Genomic DNA, 15,632 nt, shown 5'->3' with positions numbered 1-15,632 from the left:
TTGCACCATGCTCGACTTCCGCCGGATGCGGTTCTCCCGCCAGATCCTGATCCTGCAGATCGGCGTGGTTCTGCTGCTGCTCGTGGTGGGATTCGCGCTCGTGGGCTGGCTGCTGTGGGCCACGCTGCGTGACCAGTACGGCGAACGTGCGCTGGCCATCGCGCGCTCGGTGGCGGTCGACCCGGTGGTGGTCCAGGACGTCGCGGACCGGCGGCCGGCGGGCGAACTCGAGCAGCGGGTCCAGGCCGTGACCGTGCGGGCCCACGCGCTGTTCGTGGTGATCACCGACGACAACGGGATCCGGCTCGCGCATCCTGACCCGACGCAGATCGGCAAACCCGTGAGCACCGACCCGACGGAAGCGTTGGCGGGCAACGAGGTCGTGAGTTCCGTGCAGGCGGGCACGCTCGGGCTGTCCGTGCGCAGCAAGACGCCGGTGTGGTCCGGTGATCGGGTGGCCGGGGAGGTCAGCGTCGGCTTCGAGATCGGCGCCCCGGTGGACGAACTCGTGCGATTGTTGCTGCTCAGCATGGCTTTCGCGGCCGGGGCGCTCGCGCTCGGTGTCGGCGCTTCGGCGCTGTTGACCCGCCGTTTGAACCGGCTGACGCACGGGCTCGAACCTCGCGAGCTGACGGAGCTGCTCTACGAACGCGAGGCGGTGCTGCACGGGATCGGCGAGGGCATGCTCGCGGTGGACGCGCGCGGCCGGGTCTCGGCACGCAACGACGAGGCGGAACGGTTGCTGGGCAAGCAGTTGCCCGTCGGCGCTCAAGTGTCCGAACTGGACCTCTCGCCGAGGCTCGGGAAGGCCGTCGAAGACCGGCAGCCGGTGGACAACCTGCTCGCGGTGGCCGGAAACCGGGTGCTGGTGGTCAACTCGCGCGCGGTGACCAGGGATGACCGGGACCTCGGCACGGTCCTCACGTTCCGGGATCGCACCGATCTCGACACGCTGACCAGGGAACTCGACGCGGTGCGGTCGCTTTCGGACGGTCTGCGCGCGCAGCGGCACGAGTTCAGCAACCGGCTGCACACGCTGTCCGGGCTGTTGCAGCTGGGGCACAACGGCGAGGCGATCGAGTACCTGCAGACGCTCACCGACACGTCCATCGGCAGCTCGGGCGTGGTCGGCGATTCGGTGCGCGATCCGTACCTGCAGGCTTTGCTGGCGGCGAAAATCGAGCAGGCGCAGGAGAAGGGCGTGCGCCTGGAGCTGTCGGACGATTCCTGGGTACCGTCCGCCGTGACGGATCCGATCGCCGCGAACACGGTGCTCGGCAACCTGCTGGACAACGCCGTCCACGCGGCGCGGATGGGTACCCGACGGCCGGCCTGGGTCGAGGTCGCGCTGCTCGCGGAGGGTGCCACGCTGCATATGTCCGTTGTGGACAGTGGGGCCGGGGTTTCCGCGGAGTTGCGGGTGTTCGACGAGGGCGTGTCCACGAAACTGTCCCCAGGGCACGGGCTCGGCCTGGCGCTGGCGCGACAAGCGGCGACGGCCAGGGGCGGGGATGTTTGGCTGGCGGACGCCGGCGGTGCTGACCGGGGTGCGCTGTTCGTGGCCGCGCTGCCGGGTTTACTGGAGGGGGATTCGTGATTCGCACGCTCATCGTGGACGACGATTTCCGCGTGGCCGGGGTGCACGCCGGTTTCGTCGAGGAGGTGCCGGGGTTCGCCGTGGTCGGCACCGCGCACACGGCCGCCGAAGCGCGGGCGCGGGTCCGGGAGCTGACGCCGGACCTGGTGCTGCTGGACGTGTACCTGCCCGACGAATCCGGGCTCGCCTTGCTGGGCGAACTGCAGACCGACGCGATCGTCCTCTCCGCAGCCACCGACACCCGCTCGGTCCGCGTGGCGCTGCGGGCGGGGGCGGTGAACTACCTGATCAAACCGTTCACCACGCGCCAGTTCGCCGAGCGCCTGACCGCGTATGCCAGGTACCGGCAGTTCCTCGGGGAGGACCGGAACCTGGCGCAGGAGGAGGTCGATCGCGCGTTCCGGCTGCCGCACGAGCACGACCGGGCGGCCGCGCCGAAAGGCCAGTCGAGCGCCACCGCACGCCTGGTGGCTGATCAGCTGCGCCAGGCCGCGCGGCCGTTGTCCGCCGCGGAGGTGGCCGGCGAGCTGGGCGTCGCCCGTGCGACGGCGCAGCGGTATCTCACCGCGCTGGCTGAGGCGGGCACGATCGAGATGCGGCTGCGCTACGGGGCGACGGGACGGCCGGAGCACGAATACTCTTGGCGGGACTGACAAAGGCTGCCGACGCGAGGCTCCGACTCGCAACCCCGCGCTGCCGAACCCATCATGGAGATCATGCTCGAAACGGAACTGATCGCGAAAGTGACCGGCGCGGATTCCGAAAACCGCACCGACCAGCGGTTCGCCGTGTACGGGACCGATCTCGGCATCCTGTGGGACGGCGGGGACGGGCGCGTGTTCGTGTTGTTCGGCGACACCTTCGGCGAGGGCTGGGGTGGCGACGGCGGCGGGCCCAACAGCGCCGACTGGCGGTGCAACGTCCTCGGCTATTCGACCACGCGCGAGCTGAGCAAGGGCTTGACGCTGGACGGCTTCGTACCGCGGGAAGACGGCATGGCGGGCCAGGTGATCCCGCGCGACGGGCGGCGGGACGAGGTCACGGTGATCCCCAACTCCGGGCTCGCGATCGACGGGCGCCAGTACGTGCACTACATGTCGGTCCGTGAATGGGGCCCGCCCGGCCATTGGCACACCAACTACTCTGGCATCGCGGTCTCCGACGATGGTGGCGAGAGCTGGGCGAAACCGCAGGGCTCCCGCTGGATCAACCGGGCCGAGCGGGACGATCCGTTCCAGATGGCGGCGCTCGCCCACGAGGGTGAGTACGTCTATCTCTTCGGCACCACGAACGGGCGGCACGGCGACGCCTATCTCGCGCGGGCGCCCGTCGCGCGGCTGCTGGACGCCTCGGCCTACGAATATCGCACCGAATCGGGCTGGACGTGGGACGAGTTCGCCGCCACGCCGGTGCTCCGCGGACCGGTCGGCGAGCTGTCCGTCGCCTACAACGTCCACTTGGGACAGTGGCTGGCCCTGCACCTCGACGACCCCGGCGGAGCGATCCTGCTGCACACCGCGGACAGGCTTGAGGGCCCGTGGTCGCCGGGCCATATCGCCGTCCCCGGCCGCCAGTTCCCCGGGCTGTACGGCGGTTACCTGCACCCGTGGGCGCTCGACGGGCCGGACATCTACTACCTGATGTCCCAATGGGGCCCGTACAACGTGTTCCTCATGCGCACCCGGCTGAACTTCTAGAGCAGCACGTCCGCCAAGGTGAACGGGTAGACCAGGGAATCCACCCCGATCGGACCGTGCAGGCCCGGTTTGTCGTCCGCCGCGTCGTGCTGGTGCAGGCCGAGGCGCGGGTGGAACCAGCCGGGCCTGCCCGGGATCCCGTTGTGCCGGCTCACCCACAGCAGCACATCGGAGTCGGCCCACTTGTCCGGGTGCAGCTCGTGCAGCCAGTGTTCGTAACCCGCGTAGACCAGTACCCGGCGGATCCCCGCGGCCTGGCGCACCGTTTTTATCCACGCCTTGATGAACCGGTCCGTCACCCCAACGGCCTCGACCTCGAGCGCGGGCGCCAGCGCCCCGGGGCCGAACACGCCGAGCTGCTTGCCGAGGCGCACGCAGTGTTCGGCCTGGTCGTGCGGGGCGCCGGGGCGGGCATAGTGCCGGATTCCCGCGCGCACGCCGGCCTGTTGCGCGGCGAGGATCTGCTGCTCGGCGCCGGCGTCGCTCCAGTTGACGTTCTCGGTGACGGTGATGGACGCGAACAGGACAGCGTCGGCCCGGACCGCGGCCCAATCGGCCACGGTCGCGTGCAGCGACAGGTTGATCCCTCGCTCGTTACCGTCCTCGGTCAAACCTCCGCCTTCGCACTCCCCGTGAACACGTTCCCGACACTCTAGGTGCGAAAAGCCCTGGATGCGGGATTGACGCACACCGGAAACCGGACTTACCCACAGGAAGCGCACGACACGGCGTCGAACGTGGATCATCAATGGTGGCCTCGCACTGTTACTGGTCGGTGCGGGTTACGGGATCTACGCGGGGTTCGCCCCGGCAGAGGAAGTGAGCGGCCAGACCCAGGCTCGCAGCACACCGGTCAGCCGCGGCAATGTCACGGAGACGGTTTCCGCCTCCGGCACCATCGCCAGCAGCTACACCGCGAACGTCGACTTCCGAAGGGTCAGAAACTCGCGACGCTGGACGTCACCGAGGCCAACGCGCAGCTGAAGGTCGCGAAGAGCAATCTCGAGGTCGCGCAGGAAAACGTCGACAACGCGGCGTCGTCCACGAGCACGCAGGGCGGGCAGAGCGAGAGCACGACCTCCCTGGAGTCGAAGGTCGATCAGGCGGAACTGGCGCTGGAACAAGCGCAGGAAGCTGTGGCCGCGACGGTGCTGACCGCGCCGGGCGACGGCACGGTGACCGCGATCAACGGCGCGGCCGGTCAGACCGGCAGCAACTCCGGCAGTTCCGGTTCCAGTGCCACCTCCTCCAGCTCCAGCGGGTTCATCGTGCTGACGAACATGCCGAGCATGGTGGTCACGACCTCGGTCGCCGAGGTTGACGTGAGCAGGGTGAAGGCGGGCCAGGACGCGACGGTGAACGCGCTGCCGGACAGCAGCATCAAGGCGACCGTCGCCAACGTCGTTCTGACGCCGACCACCAAGCAGCAACACCTCGGCAACCGCACCGGCGGGCAGGGCGGAATGCCGGGCCCGGTTCCGGCAAGTCGACGATGCTCAACGTCCTCGGCTGCCTGGACACGCCGACCGCCGGGCAGTACAGGCTCGACGGGTTCGCCGTCGGCTCGCTGAACGAGCGGCAGCTGTGCCTGCTGCGCAACCAGAAGATCGGCTTCGTCTTCCAGTCGTTCAGCCTGGTGGCGCGCACCAGTGCACTGTCCAATGTGGAGCTTCCGCTGGTCTACTCCGGGCGGCGCCGCCGCGCACGCCGAACGCGTGGTCCGGTTCAGTGACGGGCGCATCGGCGGCGACGATCGGCTGGTGCCGGTGGGCGATCCTCGGCCAGTTCCTCGCCGAGGCGACCATGCTGAGCCTGCTCGGTGGCGTGCTCGGCAGCCGGCTCACCATCGTCTAGAGCAAACCCGTGCTGGTGCCCTCGTCGATCGTGCCGGCGTTCGCCGTGTCCGTGCTGATCGGCCTGTTCTTCGGCAGCTACCCAGCCAACCGCGCCGCCGCGCTGCGCCATGAACAAGGAGCCTGTCTTGACCGGCACCCAGGAGCTGCTCGCCGAACCGGTTTCCGGGCCGGACCTCGCGGCCGAGATCGAGCAGGCGGGCAGGCCGATCGGGAAGCTCACCCTGCTGCTGATCGCCGTCCTGCTGGTGGCCGGCGGGGTGTTGGCCGGCCGGTCGACCTCGACCGGCAGTGGTCCGGCTTCCGTTCAGCCTTCCCAGAACGGAAGCCGGACTCAGCAGCAAGGCGGCTGTCCCGGCGGCGGCCAAGGAGGTGGTTTCCCGGCGGGCTAAGCGTTCTCGCGCTGGAAGGTGCGCGCTCCCCAGAACACCGCGAGTACGGCCATCACCAGCAGGATGATCCCACCGAAGATCAGCCCGTCGAACGTGTAGTCCCCGCGGAAGCTGGCCCGTTCGGCGTCCACCACGTGCGTGAACGGGTTGATCCGTGAGATCGTGTACAGCCAGTTCGGCGCCAGGATGCTGGTGATCGGCAGCAGGATCCCGGACAACAGCAGCAACGGCATCAGCACGGCGTTGAGCAACGCGGGGAAAGCCTGCTCGCTCTTGATCGTCAGCGCCACCGCGTAGGAAGCCGAGGACAGCGTGATCGCGGTGAGCGCCACGATGACCAGGCTCAGCAGCACCCCGCCGATCGGCGCGTCCAGGCCGAATACCAGGTACGCCAGCACGGTGATCAGGATCGCCTGCACCACCGCCTGGATCGAGTTGTTCAGCACCTTGCCCAGCAGCAGCGCAACCCGGCTGGCCGGGGTGACCCGTAGCCGTTCCAGCACCCCGCTGCGATAGTCCACCAGCAGCGAGAAACCGGCGAACGACGAGCTGAACAACGCGAGCTGGATGATCAGCGCCGGGGTGAGGATGGTCCAGCTGCTGCCCGGCGGGAAGCCCGGCGTCGAGTTGACGACCTTCTCCATCAGCGGCCCGAACAGCACCAGGTACAGCACCGGCTGCATGATGCCGATCATGATCCAGGCCGGGTTGCGCAGCGAGAGCGCGAGGTCGCGGCGGAAGATCAGCCAGGTGTCACGCAACATTCGCGGCCTCCTTCCGTTCCGGCGCGCCCACTTCGGCGTCGCGCAGGCTGCGTCCGGTCAGGGTCAGGAACACGTCGTCCAGCGTCGGGCGGCGCACTTCCATCGAGGCCATCGCGATGCCCGCCGCGTCCAGCGCGCGCAGCAGCTCCGGCATCGCGGTGTCCCCGCGCGGTACCCGGAACGTCACCGCACTGTCCAAAGTGGTCACTTCATGCGCGCCCGGCAGCTGCCCGGCGATCTCCGCGGCCTTCGCCACGGACCCCTCGTCCACGCCGACGGTCACCCCGTCGCCGGACACCCGTGACTTGAGCGAGTCCGGGCTGCCCTCCGCGACGATCTCGCCGTTGTCGATCACCAGGATGCGGTCGCACAGCGAGTCTGCTTCTTCGAGGTAGTGCGTGGTCAGGAACAGTGTCACGCCGTGCTCGGTGCGGAGCCGCCGGATGTGTTCCCACAGGTTCGCGCGGCTCTGCGGGTCCAGCCCCGTGGTCGGCTCGTCGAAGAACAACAGTTTCGGGTCGTGGATCAGGCTCAGCGCGATGTCCAGCCGCCGTTTCTGACCGCCGGAAAGCGTTTTCGTGAGCCGCTGGTCCAGCCCGGACAGGTCGAGCTGCTCGGTCAGCTCCGCGCCCCGTTTCCGTGCGTCCGCCTTGGAAAGCCGGTAGAGCCTGCCCTGCAGTTCGATTTCCTCGACCACCTTGCATTCGTCCGCGACGCCGCCGCCCTGTGCGACATACCCGATCCGCTTGCGGACGCCGAGCGGGTCCTCGAGCAGATCGCAACCCCCGACGGTCGCTGCTCCAGCCGTGGGCCGGAGCAGTGTGGTGAGCATTCGCAGCGTCGTCGTCTTGCCTGCCCCGTTCGGGCCGAGGAAGCCGACGAGCTCCCCTTCCGCGACATCGATGTCGACACCCTTGACCGCGTCGACCGTGCGGCCGCGCGCGGTGAACTTCCGCGCGAGACCGCGTGCCCTGATCATGGGATCCCCTTTCCCCTGTAGTCAAACTTGACTAGCGAGCCCCGAACTCTATCTCGAAGTATCGGTGCGTAGTCAAACTTGATTACTCCGGAGGTTCGCCGAATGACCGTCCGGGGTCGTCCGCCATCCGGTACTCCCCGGCTTCGAGGCGTTCGATCAGCTCCCGCAGCCAGCGCACGCTTGCCCCGGCCTGCACCTGCCACAGCCGGAACAGCTCGGACACGTGCTCTGGCTGCCCGGAGTCCTCACCTTCCGCTCCCAGCAGCTCGGCCGTGCGCTCGTCCGCTTCGAGCTTCACCAGCTGTTGCCGCAGGAGACCGGCAACCCGGTCACGCGGCAGGGCGGTCATCAGCACGATCGCCGCGGATCGTTCGTGCCCGCCGGGATCCGGCTCGGACAGCGCCTGGCAGAGCAGGGCGCGGAACTCGGTCTCGCCGTCCTTCGTGAGCCGGTAGGCGACGCGGTCCGGGCCGGAACCCGGCTCGGTGTCCACCTGTTCCAGCAGCTTCTCGGCCGTCATCTTCTTCAGTGCGTGGTAGATCGAACCGGGCTGCACGTTGGCCCATTTGTCGGCCGACCACGTGAGCAGATCGCGGCGAACCTGATAGCCGTGCGCCTTGCCGTGCATCCGCACGACGCCGAGCACGAGCAACCGGGTCGCCGACACCAGCACCTCCCAAAAACGGACCTGACAGTCCCCGTACGCTAATAAAGCATGAGCACCAATGTGTTGACGGCGGTGGCCTGGCCGTATGCCAACGGGCCCCGCCACATCGGCCACGTGTCCGGTTTCGGCGTCCCGTCGGACGTCTTCTCGCGCTACCAGCGAATGGCCGGCAACCGGGTGCTCATGGTCTCCGGTACCGACGAACACGGCACGCCCATCACCGTCCAGGCGGACAACGAGGGGCTGACCCCGCAGCAGACGGTGGACAAGTACGCCCACCAGATCGGCTCGGACCTGCAAGGGCTCGGGCTGAGCTACGACCTGTTCACCCGGACCACCACGGGCAACCACACCGAGGTCACCCAGCAGATCTTCCTGTCGCTGTACCGCAACGGCTACGTCGTGCCCAAGACCACCACCGGCGCGATCAGCCCGTCCACCGGGCGCACCCTGCCCGACCGTTATATCGAGGGCACCTGCCCGATCTGCGGGTACGACGGCGCGCGCGGCGACCAGTGCGACAACTGCGGCAACCAGCTCGACCCGACCGACCTGATCAACCCGAAGTCGAAGGTCAACGGCGAGACGCCCAAGTTCGTCGAGACCGAGCACCTGTTCCTCGACCTGCCCGCGTTCACCGAGACACTGGGCAACTGGCTGTCCACCCGCACCGACTGGCGGCCCAACGTCCTCAAGTTCACCAAGAACCTTGTCGACGACATGCGGCCCCGGCCGATCACCCGCGACCTGGACTGGGGCGTGAAGGTCCCGCTGGACGGCTGGCGCGATCAGCCGCTGAAGCGGTTCTACGTCTGGTTCGACGCGGTGATCGGCTACTTCTCCGCGAGCGTGGAGTGGGCGCGCCGCACCGGGCAGCCGGACGCGTGGCAGGAGTGGTGGAACAACCCCGACGCGCGCGCCTACTACTTCATGGGCAAGGACAACATCACCTTCCACGCCCAGATCTGGCCCGCGCTGCTGCTCGGGCACAACGGCGCGGGCGACCGCGGCGGTGAGCTCGGCACGTACGGCAAGCTGAACCTGCCGGACGAGATCGTCTCGAGCGAGTTCCTCACCATGAGCGGCTCGAAGTTCTCCACCTCGCGCGGCACGGTCATCTACGTGCACGATTTCCTGCGCGAGTTCGGGCCGGACACGTTGCGCTACTTCATCTCCGTGGCGGGCCCGGAAACCCAGGACACGGACTTCACCTGGGACGAGTTCATCCGCCGGACCAACTTCGAGCTGGCCAACGAGTGGGGCAACCTGGTCAACCGCTCCATCTCGATGGCGCACAAGAACAACGGGGCGATCCCGGCGCCGGCGAAGCCCGCGCCCGCCGACGAGGAGCTCAAGGCGCTCTCCCGCAAGGCTTTCGACACCGCGGGCGGTCACCTGCGCCGTTCGCGGTTCAAGCTCGCGGCCGGTGAGGCGATGCGGGTCGTCACGGCGGCGAACCGGTACCTGTCGGACCAGGAGCCGTGGAAGCTCAAGGACGACCCGGAGCGGCGTGACGCGGTGCTGCACACCGCCCTGCAGGTCGTGTCGGACGCGAACACGCTGCTGACCCCGTTCCTGCCGCATTCGGCGCAGAAGGTGCACGAGGCGCTGGGCGGCACGGGCGTGTGGGCGGCGCAGCCGGAGCTGCAGGAGGTCGAGGACCTCGACATTCCCGGCCGGACGAACCCGATCATCACCGGGGACTACGCGGCCGAGCAGGCGCGCTGGGAGTCCACGCCGATCGAGGTGGGCAAGCCGCTGGCGAAGCCCACCCCGCTGTTCGCGAAGCTGGACCCGAAGCTCGGCGAGACCGGCCCGGAGTGGGCGCCGATCGAGCGTGGCGAATAACAAGGAGCGACCGCCGGTGCCGGCGCGGCTGCCGGCCCCGGTGGTCGATTCGCACACCCACCTCGACGCGTGCGGAGCGGTCACCGCGGCCGACGTGGCCGAGATGGTCGACCGCGCGGAGGCCGCCGGGGTCACCCGAGTGGTGACGGTCGCCGACGATCTCGCCGCCGCCCGCTGGGTCGCTGAAGCGTCCACATGGGACAACAGAGTGTTCGCGGCGGTGGCGATACATCCCACTCGTACCAAGGATTTCGGCCCTGCGGAACAGTCCGGAATAGAGCGCCTGGCGCGCGCTGAGCGGGTCGTGGCGGTCGGTGAGACCGGTCTGGACTACTACTGGGACTACTCGCCCCGCGACGCCCAGCAGGAGGCGTTCCGCTGGCATGTCGACCTCGCCAAGCGGGTCGGCAAACCGCTGATGATCCACGACCGGGACGCACACGAGGACGTGCTGCGCATCCTGGCCGAGGAAGGTGCACCGGATCAGGTGGTCTTCCACTGTTTCTCCGGTGATGCCGGGATTGCCCGCCGGTGTATCGACGCGGGGTACGTCTTGTCCTTTGCGGGCACAGTGACCTTCCGCAACGCGCGCGAGCTGCAGGCGGCGGCGAAATTGGTCCCTTTGGACCAGTTCCTGGTCGAGACGGACGCTCCGTTCCTTACGCCGCATCCGTTCCGCGGCAGGCCCAATGAGCCCTACTGCACGGCTTACACCGTGGCCTACCTCGCTGAGCTGCGCGAACAGGAGACCGAAGAAATCGCATCGGCGGCTTGCCGAAACGCCGAACGCGTGTTCCGACTCCCTTCCGTCACAACGAGTTGAACGGATTGCGACATTCGTGAAAGCGCTTGCACCACTCGGCGGAGTGATGGACGTCACGAGATTCCAGGGGGTGTTTGCGCAACCCCCTAGGACCCGTTACTGTCCCGTGATCGTGCCGCTCGATTAATCGATCAGCACATCCCGCAGTCGAAGTCAGTGCAGGTCGGGATCGGGGATGACGTCGACTGTGGATGCCGCTAGTGCGAAAGGGAACGACCTGCTGTGACTGCTAGTAGACAGGCCACCATGCGCCTTGACGACGACACGATGAGCTGGTTCAACGGCTCCTCCGCTGGGGTCGGCACGCTCGACTGGCCGTCGGTGGAGGAGGACTGGGACTTCTCCGACGAGCTGGCCATCACCGAGCACGACGTGCGCACTGTTCTCGGTCCCGATGCCGACGAGATGATGGCCGAGGCCGAGCTCGACGTCGACGAGCTCATCCGGCTGATCAACGCCGAGACCACGATGCTGCCCCCGATCGCCATCCCGGACGCCGCTTCCGCGGACCGGACGGCGACGGCCGAGGCGCAGGACGAGCCCGAGAAGGCTCTGATCACCGCGGTCAAGACCTGGAAGAAGCGGTTCCTCCGCGGCTCGGTCCTGGCGCTGCTGATCAGCATCACCGGCGGCGGCGCGGCCGCGCTGGCGATGAACAAGAGCGTCACCGTCGACGTCGACGGCCACACGCAGACCGTGCACAGCTACGGCAAGACGGTCGGTGAGGTCCTGGAGGACGCCGGCGTCACCGTCGGCGAGCACGACGCGCTCTCCCCCTCCCCGCAGGCGCCGGTGGGCGACGGCGGCACCATCAAGCTCGACCGCGGCCGTCACCTCAACCTGATCGTGGACGGCGTCGCCCGCGACTCGTGGGTACGCGCGGAGACGGTGCAGGAGGCGCTCGACCAGCTCGGCGTTTCCGGCCAGCTCGGTCAGGGCGCCTGGTTCTCGATGGCGCCGAACGCCGAGCTCCCGCTCGAGGGCTCCACCGTCGAGGTCAAGACCCTCAAGCAGGTCACCGTTTACGACGGCGACAGCGCGCCGCACCAGGTGAGCACCAACGCGGTCACCGCGGCGGAGTTCCTCAAGGACCAGAACCTTTCCCTCGGGCCGGACGACCAGGTCGACGGCGGGCTGGACTTCAAGATCACCAACGGCGCCGAGGTGCACATCTCGCGCACCGGTGTCTCCGTGATCAACCAGCAGGAGACCATCGACCCGCCGGTCCAGAAGATCAACGACGACACCCTGGACTCGGGCAAGACGGTCGTGCAGGACCCGGGCACCCCGGGCACGCAGCTGGTCACCTACCGGATCACCAAGAAGAACGGCCAGGAGACCAACCGCGAGCAGCTTTCGGTCAAGGTGCTCACCGACGCCAAGCCGAAGATCATCCGGGTCGGCACCAAGGAGCCGGAGATCAGCGGCTCCGCGATCTGGGACAAGATCGCGCAGTGCGAGTCCACCGGTAACTGGGCCGCCAACACCGGCAACGGTTTCGAGGGTGGCCTGCAGTTCACCAACAGCACCTGGCTCGCCTACGGCGGCGGCGCGTACGCGCAGCACGCCTACCAGGCCAGCCGTACGGAGCAGATCGCGATCGCGGAGAAGGTCCAGGCTGGTCAGGGCTGGGGCGCGTGGCCGGTGTGTTCCAAGAAGGCCGGAGCGGCCTGACCCGGCAAGCGGACGGCGCGGTGCCCACCGGGGGCCGCGCCTGAGGTTGGGTAGAGTTTCCGCCGTGGCACAACTGCTCGGGCCGGCCGAGATCCGTGGGCTGGCGAGCGAGCTGGACGTGCGGCCGACCAAGAAACTCGGCCAGAACTTCGTGCACGACCCCAACACGGTCCGGCGGATCGTGGAGCTTTCCGGTGTCACCGCTCAGGATTCGGTCCTGGAGGTCGGGCCAGGGCTCGGGTCGCTCACGCTCGGGCTGCTGGCCTCCGGCGCGCACGTGACGGCGGTGGAGATCGATCCGACGCTGGCCGGCCGCCTGCCCGTCACGGTCGCGGAGCGGGCGCCTGAGGCGGCGTCCCGGCTCACCGTGCTGACGCGGGACGCGTTGAAGATCCGCGCGGACGAACTTCCCGCGCCGCCGAGCACCTTGGTCGCGAATCTGCCGTACAACGTCGCGGTGCCGGTGGTGCTGCATCTGCTCGCCGAACTGCCCTCGCTCGCGCGGGCACTGGTGATGGTGCAGACCGAGGTGGCCGACCGGATGGCCGCCGGGCCGGGCAGCCGGACCTACGGCGTGCCGAGCGTGAAGCTCGCGTGGTACGGGCGGACCCGCAAGGTGGCGCCGGTGCCGCGGGCGGTGTTCTGGCCGGTGCCCAATGTCGATTCGGCGCTGGTTTCCTTCGAGCGGGCCGGACAACCGCCCGCCACCGTCGATCGTGACAGTGTGTTCCGGGTCGTTGACGCTGCGTTTGCCCAGCGGCGCAAGACTTTGCGGGCCGCGCTCGCCGGCTGGGCCGGCTCCGCCGAACGCGCCGGGGAGATCCTGCGCGCGGCCGGTGTCGAACCGACTACGCGCGGCGAGCAACTTACCGTGGATGAGTTCGCCCGGGTAGCGGAACGTGAATACTTGCCGCCTTCCGTGTGATTCTGGGGTGTGATCTGCACCCCGGGCCTTGCGCGAAACGCAGTACATCCGTTCTACTTCTAGAGGTATCCATCCCGAGCGACTGAGAGACCTGGCTCGCCGAAGTCGCAGCAACCACCCCCGTGGCAGGTGCTACCGCCAGGATCGATGGAGGATTCTGTGTATCGCACGCGAATGCTCACCAGGCGCCGAGTCGTCGATGAGTGCCGCCGCACAGTCTGTGCGTGTCGTCGCTGAAGCGTTCTCTTCTCAAGTCGAGTTCGTACCGCACTCTTCGCTGACCGTCTATTTCGGACGGTCCACTCGCTGACGCCGTCGGCGCGCCCGGAAGTGGCTGCGCCCGTCCTGTGGAGCCTTCGTGATCACTGTCGAAAACCTCAGCAAATCCTTCCCTGGCAAGAAAAAGCCTGTACTCGCGCTCCGCGACGTGAGCCTGGAGGTCGGTGCCGGCTCGTTGTACGGCGTCGTCGGCCCCGGCAACAGCGGCAAGTCCACCCTCGCCCGTTGCGTTGCGCTGCAGGAGAAACCCGATCGCGGAACCGTGCGGTTGGACGGACTCAATACGGCGGGCCTGGACGGCCGCCGATTGCGTGAGGTGCGCCGGCAGCTCGCGGTGCTGGACGCGAACCAGCCGCTGCACGCCGAGCGCACCGCCGCCGGCAACGTCGCTGCCCCGCTCGAACAGCTCGGTGTCGACGGCCCGCAGCGGCGGAGCCGGGTCGGCAGGCTGCTCGACCTCGCCGGTCTCACCCAGCGCGCGGCGCAGCGGCCCAGCGAGTTGTCCGAAGGTCAGCGTCGCCGAGTCGCCATCGGGCGCGCTCTGGCCGCCGGCCCCGCCGTGCTGCTCGCGGACGACCCGACGGCGGGCATCGACGCGGAAGAAGCGGGTGCCGTGCTGACGGTGCTGGACCGGGCGCGCGCCGAGCTGGGCGTGACGATCCTGCTGACCACCCAGGACGCCGCCGTGGTGCGGCGCGTCTGCGACGACGTCGCGGTGCTGGACTCGGGCCGGGTCGTCGAGCACGGCAGTGTGCTGGACCTGCTGTCCAATCCGGGCAGCCGCACCGCCGACACGCTGCTCCCGGCGATCGACACCCCGCGCGCCCAGTCGGCAGGCTACGACCGCTTCGCCGATGTCGTGCTGATCGGCTTCGCCGCTGTGGGCGCGCTGCTGCCGGAGGCGGGCAGCCGGTTCGACGTGGAGCTCTCGACCATCGGTGGCGGGCTGACCCGCGTCGGCGACACCCCGGTCGCGCGGTTCCGCGTCGGTGTCAACGGCAGGCAGGCCGATTCGGCGTTGGCATGGATTGCCGACCGTGGAGCGCACGTCACGCACCCCGTCGAGGGTCCGAAGAGCGTCGCGGCCTAGATTCAAGCTCCGATAAAGCCGGTTCCGTTTCGGCGGGACCGGCCTTCGGCGTTTGATCGGAGGCTCGGTGGTCGGGTACAGGGTGGCGGCGTTGGCGGCTGTCACGGCGGTGTCCCTCGCTGCGTGCAGTTCCGGCGCGGGTCCGCAGCCGGCGCCGGAAAGCACTGTCGCCGCGACGGTTTCACCCGAGGCCGTGCCCGCGGCGTTCGACAACACCAAGGGCTGGATGGTCGAAGGCAGCGAATCGACCGAATTCGACTACCCGGCGTTCGCACCGCAGGCCGGGCTGATTCTGTTGCTGGCCAACAAAAGCGACTCCGCGCAGGTGGAGGCGCGGGACGCGAAGACCGGCGCCACGCGCTGGACCGGTTCGCCCGTGCCGGAAACCGATGCGCGGCTGTTCGTCACGAACGAGAACGGCAAGGAGTACGCGGTCGTCGTCGGCAAGACGCACGCCTACGTCTACGACGTGGCTTCGGCCGGTGGTTCCGTTGCGGCACAACGGGATTTCGCCTCTCCCGAGGCCAACGACGTCGCCGCGCAGCGGGACGGGCGCGTTCTCGTCGACTATGCCGGCGGAACCGCGGTGCTCGACGCCGCGAGCGGTCAGGTGGCCCGGTACGAGCAGAAGGTGGTGGCCGCGAGCGCGAACGGCCCGGTGGTGCAAGGGCACGGCGCGTTCTCCGTGCCGGGCGGCTGGTCTTCCGCCGACGCCGTGCCCGCCGGTGCCACCACGGGTGACGTCAAGGCAATCGGTTCCCCGGACGGCTCGTCCCTGGTCGCGGAGTGGCCGTCCCCGGCCGGCGAGATCTGGGCGGTGCACGACATGCGCAGCGGCCAGGTGCTCGCGTCCGTCCCCTGCCGTGGCGAGGACAGTGCGACACCGGCGGTCTCCGTCGACGGGCGTTACCTCATCGCGGGCCCGGTGGCCTTCGATCTCCAGGCGAAGAAGGGTTTCTGCTTCGGGGACAAGGGAACCGACCTCACGGCCGTGGATCCGGACGGGACCGTATACGGCGCCAACGACACCGAGCCGGGGGCCCC

Annotated in this window: 15 protein-coding genes, 2 pseudogenes and 1 riboswitch; of the genes and pseudogenes, 12 read left to right on the top strand and 5 right to left on the bottom strand. The window is 68.7% G+C overall.

What is annotated here, in order from left to right:
• Positions 1–7 precede the first annotated feature (7 nt).
• The 3 genes from VHD82_RS21590 (at position 8) to VHD82_RS21580 (ending at position 3,294) form a co-directional block, all read left to right on the top strand.
• On the top strand, positions 8–1,597 hold the full coding sequence (locus tag VHD82_RS21590; protein ID WP_414637556.1) for a sensor histidine kinase: 1,590 nt from the start codon (positions 8–10) through the stop codon (positions 1,595–1,597).
• Entirely contained in the window at positions 1,594–2,250 is a 657-nt protein-coding gene (locus VHD82_RS21585; RefSeq protein WP_325706690.1) for a response regulator, read from the top strand. Before VHD82_RS21590 ends, VHD82_RS21585 begins: the two co-directional genes overlap by 4 nt.
• A 63-nt stretch (positions 2,251–2,313) precedes the next feature.
• Entirely contained in the window at positions 2,314–3,294 is a 981-nt protein-coding gene (locus VHD82_RS21580; RefSeq protein WP_414637555.1) for a DUF4185 domain-containing protein, read from the top strand.
• On the opposite strand, the gene VHD82_RS21575 is transcribed toward VHD82_RS21580, so the two are convergent.
• Together VHD82_RS21575 and VHD82_RS21570 are read right to left on the bottom strand one after the other, a co-directional pair.
• On the bottom strand, positions 3,291–3,905 hold the full coding sequence (locus VHD82_RS21575; RefSeq protein ID WP_325706684.1) for a GH25 family lysozyme: 615 nt from the start codon (positions 3,903–3,905) through the stop codon (positions 3,291–3,293). The two genes, VHD82_RS21580 and VHD82_RS21575, sit on opposite strands and share 4 nt — an antisense overlap.
• A gap of 590 nt (positions 3,906–4,495) precedes the next feature.
• Entirely contained in the window at positions 4,496–4,714 is a 219-nt protein-coding gene (locus VHD82_RS21570; RefSeq protein WP_325706681.1) for a hypothetical protein, read from the bottom strand.
• A gap of 54 nt (positions 4,715–4,768) precedes the next feature.
• Between VHD82_RS21570 and VHD82_RS21565 the strand changes: the two are divergent.
• From VHD82_RS21565 to VHD82_RS21555, 3 genes and pseudogenes are all read left to right on the top strand, one after another.
• A pseudogene (locus VHD82_RS21565) lies at positions 4,769–5,011 on the top strand (ATP-binding cassette domain-containing protein); the annotation flags it as partial.
• A gap of 35 nt (positions 5,012–5,046) precedes the next feature.
• A pseudogene (locus VHD82_RS21560) lies at positions 5,047–5,262 on the top strand (ABC transporter permease); the annotation flags it as partial.
• 13 nt (positions 5,263–5,275) lie between these two features.
• Positions 5,276–5,539 carry a hypothetical protein gene (locus VHD82_RS21555; protein WP_325706831.1) on the top strand — a complete coding sequence of 88 codons (264 nt, stop codon included), beginning with the start codon at positions 5,276–5,278 and terminating at the stop codon, positions 5,537–5,539.
• Here the strand turns inward: VHD82_RS21555 and VHD82_RS21550 are convergent.
• The 3 genes from VHD82_RS21550 to VHD82_RS21540 form a co-directional block, all read right to left on the bottom strand.
• Positions 5,536–6,303, bottom strand: coding sequence for an ABC transporter permease (locus VHD82_RS21550; protein WP_325706678.1), 768 nt, complete (start codon positions 6,301–6,303; stop codon positions 5,536–5,538). The genes VHD82_RS21555 and VHD82_RS21550 overlap by 4 nt on opposite strands.
• Positions 6,293–7,282: an ATP-binding cassette domain-containing protein gene (locus VHD82_RS21545; RefSeq protein WP_325706673.1), complete on the bottom strand. Its 990-nt coding sequence runs from the start codon at positions 7,280–7,282 to the stop codon at positions 6,293–6,295. The genes VHD82_RS21550 and VHD82_RS21545 overlap by 11 nt, the downstream gene beginning before the upstream one ends.
• Positions 7,283–7,364: 82 nt before the next feature.
• Entirely contained in the window at positions 7,365–7,949 is a 585-nt protein-coding gene (locus VHD82_RS21540) for a PadR family transcriptional regulator (protein WP_325706670.1), read from the bottom strand.
• A 48-nt stretch (positions 7,950–7,997) separates the two neighbouring features.
• Between VHD82_RS21540 and metG the strand changes: the two genes are divergently transcribed.
• The 6 genes from metG to VHD82_RS21510 form a co-directional block, all read left to right on the top strand.
• Positions 7,998–9,797, top strand: coding sequence for a methionine--tRNA ligase (gene metG / locus VHD82_RS21535; RefSeq protein WP_325706667.1), 1,800 nt, complete (start codon positions 7,998–8,000; stop codon positions 9,795–9,797).
• 16 nt (positions 9,798–9,813) lie between these two features.
• On the top strand, positions 9,814–10,620 hold the full coding sequence (locus VHD82_RS21530; RefSeq protein ID WP_325706664.1) for a TatD family hydrolase: 807 nt from the start codon (positions 9,814–9,816) through the stop codon (positions 10,618–10,620).
• Between the two features lie 267 nt (positions 10,621–10,887).
• The gene (locus tag VHD82_RS21525; protein ID WP_414637558.1) at positions 10,888–12,294 is read left to right on the top strand and encodes a resuscitation-promoting factor; all 1,407 of its coding nucleotides are present in this window, start codon (positions 10,888–10,890) and stop codon (positions 12,292–12,294) included.
• Positions 12,295–12,358: 64 nt separating this feature from the next.
• The gene (gene rsmA / locus VHD82_RS21520; protein ID WP_325706658.1) at positions 12,359–13,219 is read left to right on the top strand and encodes a 16S rRNA (adenine(1518)-N(6)/adenine(1519)-N(6))-dimethyltransferase RsmA; all 861 of its coding nucleotides are present in this window, start codon (positions 12,359–12,361) and stop codon (positions 13,217–13,219) included.
• Positions 13,220–13,285: 66 nt separating this feature from the next.
• Positions 13,286–13,373: riboswitch (SAM riboswitch) on the top strand.
• Between the two features lie 204 nt (positions 13,374–13,577).
• Positions 13,578–14,588 (top strand): methionine ABC transporter ATP-binding protein, encoded by a 1,011-nt coding sequence (locus VHD82_RS21515; RefSeq protein WP_325706655.1) that lies wholly within the window; start codon positions 13,578–13,580, stop codon positions 14,586–14,588.
• 91 nt (positions 14,589–14,679) lie between these two features.
• A partial coding sequence (locus VHD82_RS21510; RefSeq protein WP_325706652.1) for a hypothetical protein occupies positions 14,680–15,632 on the top strand: 953 nt, incomplete at its 3' end.

The sequence above is a fragment of the Amycolatopsis sp. genome, from assembly GCF_035546795.1.
Taxonomy (GTDB): Bacteria; Actinomycetota; Actinomycetes; order Mycobacteriales; family Pseudonocardiaceae; genus Amycolatopsis_E.
Note: the sequence above shows the minus strand (reverse complement) of the source record. Positions and strands in the feature narration are given on the sequence as shown.

Coding starts and splice junctions, on each gene's coding strand:
- VHD82_RS21580 (WP_414637555.1), top strand. CDS start 2,314: ATGCTCGAAACGGAACTGATCGCGAAAGTGACCGGCGCGGATTCCGAA.
- VHD82_RS21590 (WP_414637556.1), top strand. CDS start 8: ATGCTCGACTTCCGCCGGATGCGGTTCTCCCGCCAGATCCTGATCCTG.
- VHD82_RS21545 (WP_325706673.1), bottom strand. CDS start 7,282: ATGATCAGGGCACGCGGTCTCGCGCGGAAGTTCACCGCGCGCGGCCGC.
- metG (WP_325706667.1), top strand. CDS start 7,998: ATGAGCACCAATGTGTTGACGGCGGTGGCCTGGCCGTATGCCAACGGG.
- VHD82_RS21525 (WP_414637558.1), top strand. CDS start 10,888: ATGAGCTGGTTCAACGGCTCCTCCGCTGGGGTCGGCACGCTCGACTGG.
- VHD82_RS21550 (WP_325706678.1), bottom strand. CDS start 6,303: ATGTTGCGTGACACCTGGCTGATCTTCCGCCGCGACCTCGCGCTCTCG.